The sequence below is a fragment of the Metapseudomonas resinovorans genome (assembly GCF_002003485.1).
Taxonomy (GTDB): Bacteria; Pseudomonadota; Gammaproteobacteria; order Pseudomonadales; family Pseudomonadaceae; genus Metapseudomonas; species Metapseudomonas resinovorans_D.
In genome coordinates this window covers 1-307 of the sequence record NZ_BDMA01000119.1, presented here as the reverse complement: position 1 = coordinate 307, position 307 = coordinate 1, and the positions used below count along the sequence as shown (strand labels likewise).

The 307-nt window shown below is 61.2% G+C and carries 1 pseudogene; it reads left to right on the top strand.

What is annotated here, in order from left to right:
* Positions 1-127: 127 nt before the first annotated feature.
* A pseudogene (locus MnOB_RS28475) lies at positions 128-285 on the top strand (alpha/beta fold hydrolase); the annotation flags it as partial.
* Positions 286-307 lie beyond the last annotated feature (22 nt).

The following is a 307-nucleotide window of genomic DNA, read 5'->3' as shown; positions in this document are numbered from 1 at the left end:
TTCACCGTAGGGTGCGCCGCGCGCACCGAGTTGCCCGTGCGGACTTCCTGGTGCGCACGGCGCACCCTACCGATCACCACCTGTTCAAACGAAAACGGCCCTAAAGGGCCGTTTTTCTCATCCGGATGGGGCGAAGGACCGCTGGATTTCGCCGAAGCATGTACCGCTGTGGAACGCGATCTACCGGGAATCCAGATGAAGACCTATTTCGGTGTGGGGCACGTCCCGATGGAAGAAATTCCGCAGCAGAGCGCGGCGGATGCGATGCGGTTCTTGCTGGGCTGACCGCTCGAACTTCACCGTAGGG